The following is a 3,446-nucleotide window of genomic DNA, read 5'->3' on the forward strand; positions in this document are numbered from 1 at the left end:
GACCGTGTCGGGCGCGGGCTTCGGGTTCGCGACCGCATCATAGCCGAAGGCGGCGTCGAAGAGCTGCGCGACACCGAGCGTGGCGAGCGTCTTCTCGGCGCCGCTGGTGGAATCGTTGGTGGCGACGCCCAGCCGAAAGGATCGCTTGTGCAGCGCCCGCAGCGATTCGACGATACCGGGCAGCGCGACAGCCATCGACGAGCCCTGAACCGAAGTGATCTCGTTGAAGCGGGCGACGGCCAGCATCTGGTCCTCCTCCGACAGGCGCGGGAACCAGAGCTCGACGACGTCCATGTTCGAGCCCGAGGCAAAGATCGAATCGGGCTTGAAGCGCTTGCTGACGAAATCGAAGCCGGCGGCGGCGAGCAACCTGTCGGCTTTCCAGCGATCGCCTTCGGCGGCGTCCATGGCCATGAAGTCGGCAATGCCGAGCCAGGTAGCGTTGAAGTCGACAAGCGTGCCGTCCTTGTCGAACAGAATTCCCTTGATATCCGCCAATCCGTTTACTCCGCGCCACGCAATTGGTGGATATGAGCCACCAATCCGGCAGTCGAGGCGTCGCGTTTTGCGGCAGTCTCCTTGCCTTCCACGACAGGCAGCAGGCCTGTCGCCAGTTCCTTGCCGAGTTCGACACCCCACTGGTCGAACGAGTTGATGTTGAACAGCGTGCCCTCGACGAAGACGCGATGCTCATAGAGCGCGATCAGGCGACCGAGCGTGCGCGGATCAAGCTTGCGGTAGAGGATGGTGAGCGACGGACGGTTGCCCGAAAAGACGCGATGCGGCGCGATGCGATCGACATCGGCGGGCTTCATGCCCTTGGCCAGCATCTGCGCGCGCGCCTCTTCCAGCGTGCGGCCCTTCATGAAGGCTTCCGACTGCGCCAGGCAATTGGCAAGCAAGAGATCGTGGTGGGTCTTCAGCTCGGGCTCGTGGCTGACGGCTGCGGCAAGAAACTCGACCGGGATGAAATCGGTGCCCTGGTGCAAAAGCTGGAAAAAGGCGTGCTGGCCGTTGGTACCGGGCTCGCCCCAGACCAGCGGGCCGGTCGGCGTCGTCACCGGGCCGCCGTCCAGTGTCACGCTCTTGCCGTTCGATTCCATATCGAGCTGCTGCAGATAGGCCGGCAGGCGCGACAGGCGCTGATCGTATGGAATGACGGCGCGGGCCGGGTATTTGCAGACGACGCGGTGCCACCAGCCGATCAGCCCCAGCAAAACAGGCAGGTTCTCCTGCAGGGGGGCCGAGCGGAAATGCTCGTCCATCTCATGCGCGCCGTCGAGGAAGGCGCGGAAATTGCGCAGGCCGATGGCGATCATCACCGGCAGGCCGATGGCGCTCCAGACCGAGTAGCGGCCGCCGACCCAGTCCCAGAAACCGAAGACGCGGTCGGAGGCGATGCCGAACTTGGCCACTAGGTCGAGCGCGGTCGAGACGGCGGCGAAATGCTTGCCGATCGCTTGCTTGCCCAGCGCCTTTTCCACCCATCTGCGCGCCGTCTCGGCATTGGTCATCGTCTCGACAGTGGTGAAGGTCTTGGAGGCGATGATGAACAAAGTCGTCTCGGGAGACAGGCCCTTCAGCGTGTCGTGGATGTGGGCGCCGTCGACATTGGAGACATAATGCGCACGCGGGCCGTCATGGTAGGGAGCGAGCGCCAACGTCACCATCGCCGGGCCAAGATCCGAGCCGCCAATGCCGATATTGACGATGTCGGTGATCTTCTTGCCGGTGGCGCCGGCCGCCTCGCCGGAGCGAATCGCATCAGCGAAGGCGCCCATTGCGTCGAGCACGGCGATCACATCGGCCTTGGTGTCCTGGCCATCGACCACGACGCTCTTGCCGGTCAAATTGCGCAGCGCCGTGTGCAGCACGGCGCGGTTTTCGGTGATGTTGATCTTCTTGCCTTCGAACATCGCGGCGCGTCGACCTTCGAGGTCGGCGGCGCCGGCGAGCGTCTCCAGCATTGCCATCGTGTCGGCGTCGACCGCGCATTTCGACCAGTCGAGCAGAAGATCGCCATCTGTGGCGGAGAATTTCTCGAAGCGCTTGGGATCGGCGGCGAAGGCTTCGCGCATCGTGCCCTTGGCTGCCGCGCGCTGCTCACGCAGGGCGGTGACCTGCTTGTCGAAGGCTGACTGATCCAATGGTGGCTCCTGGCGGGTTTTTAGACCATTTTAACAGGCCCGATGTTTCCGGCGCGTGTCGTCGCGACATTGTATTGAGCCGGATTTCCGTTTCGTTCAAGCGCGGCAGTGACGCACTGCATCACGCTTTTATGATGCCCCGCAACATCCGCTTCTCTGGCGGACGCGCCCCTTTCGTGACCAATGGATCACTGGCATAAATCCCAGCGATCAGAAAAATTGATTGGCGCAACCCCTTGTGCCACCCCTACACTCGACTGGTCCAGCCAAGTGAAAACAGCTGGCCATCCGAGGATGATCTCCCATGCCACAGCGCAATGACACGGCCATATGGTCCGGCCTGTTCCGGATTTCGGCCGAATCCGGACAAACTCTCCAGGCACAGATCCGCCAGGCGATCGTCGCAGCCATCCTCGACCGGCAGATCGCCGCTTCGATGCCGCTGCCATCCTGTCGGATTCTGGCGGAAAAACTGGGCGTTGCCCGCGGCACGGTGGTGCTTGCCTTCCAGCAGCTGGTCGACCAAGGTTTTCTTGTGGCGCGCGAGCGGCGCGGCCACTTCGTCAACCCTGAAGTGCTGGCCACCCCCGCCAAGCCGCACCAGAAGGCGCCCGACCAGCAGAATGAGATCGACTGGAAGGCGCGTCGGCAGATCGCCGCCAGCGACATGCCGCCGCCGGCCAAGCACGACAACTGGATCAAGTCCTCCTACCCGTTCGTCTACGGCCAGTTCGATCCGGCGCTGTTTCCGACCGCGGAATGGCGCGAGTGCAACCGCATGGCGCTCGCGGTGCTGGAGATCCGCAACTGGGCATCCGACATGGTCGACCGGGACGATCCGCTGCTCATCGAGCAGATCCAGGCCCGGCTTTTGCCGCGCCGCGGCATCTTCGCCAATCCGGACGAGATCATCGTGACCCTGGGCGCGCAGAACGCGCTCTATATGCTCGCCTCGCTGTTGATGACCAAGGGCTCGAAGGTGGCAATGGAAGACCCCGGCTATCCGGATGCCCGCTCGATCTTCCGGCTCGCCGGCGCAGATATCCACCCGGTCCCGGTCGACCAGTCGGGCATCGTGACCTCGACGATTCCCAGCGATTCCGGCTTTGTCTTCGTCACGCCCAGCCATCATTGCCCGACGATGGTGCCGTTGTCCGCCGAGCGGCGGCAGGATTTGCTGGCGCGCGCCAACCGCAACAACCAGATCATCATCGAGGACGGCTATGACAGCCAGCTTCTCGACGAGGCGCCGCAGCAGGCGCTGAAGAGCCTCGATCGCTCGGGCCGCGTCATCTATGT

Annotated in this window: 3 protein-coding genes; 1 reads left to right on the plus strand and 2 read right to left on the minus strand. The window is 63.5% G+C overall.

Annotation, left to right across the window (positions count from 1 at the left end; all coding sequences use genetic code 11):
• Window positions 1-498 (minus strand): HAD family hydrolase (locus tag EOA60_RS24530; RefSeq protein ID WP_164899504.1); only part of this gene is annotated, 498 nt, incomplete at its 3' end.
• Window positions 499-503: 5 nt separating this feature from the next.
• Window positions 504-2,147 (minus strand): glucose-6-phosphate isomerase, encoded by a 1,644-nt coding sequence (gene pgi / locus EOA60_RS24535; RefSeq protein WP_095824277.1) that lies wholly within the window; start codon window positions 2,145-2,147, stop codon window positions 504-506.
• A 304-nt stretch (window positions 2,148-2,451) separates the two neighbouring features.
• Here pgi and EOA60_RS24540 point away from each other — a divergent pair.
• Window positions 2,452-3,446: PLP-dependent aminotransferase family protein (locus tag EOA60_RS24540; RefSeq protein ID WP_164899505.1), on the plus strand; the 995-nt coding region annotated here is incomplete at its 3' end.

Source organism: Mesorhizobium sp. M1A.F.Ca.IN.020.06.1.1 (assembly GCF_004023265.1).
In the GTDB taxonomy this organism is placed as follows: Bacteria; Pseudomonadota; Alphaproteobacteria; order Rhizobiales; family Rhizobiaceae; genus Mesorhizobium.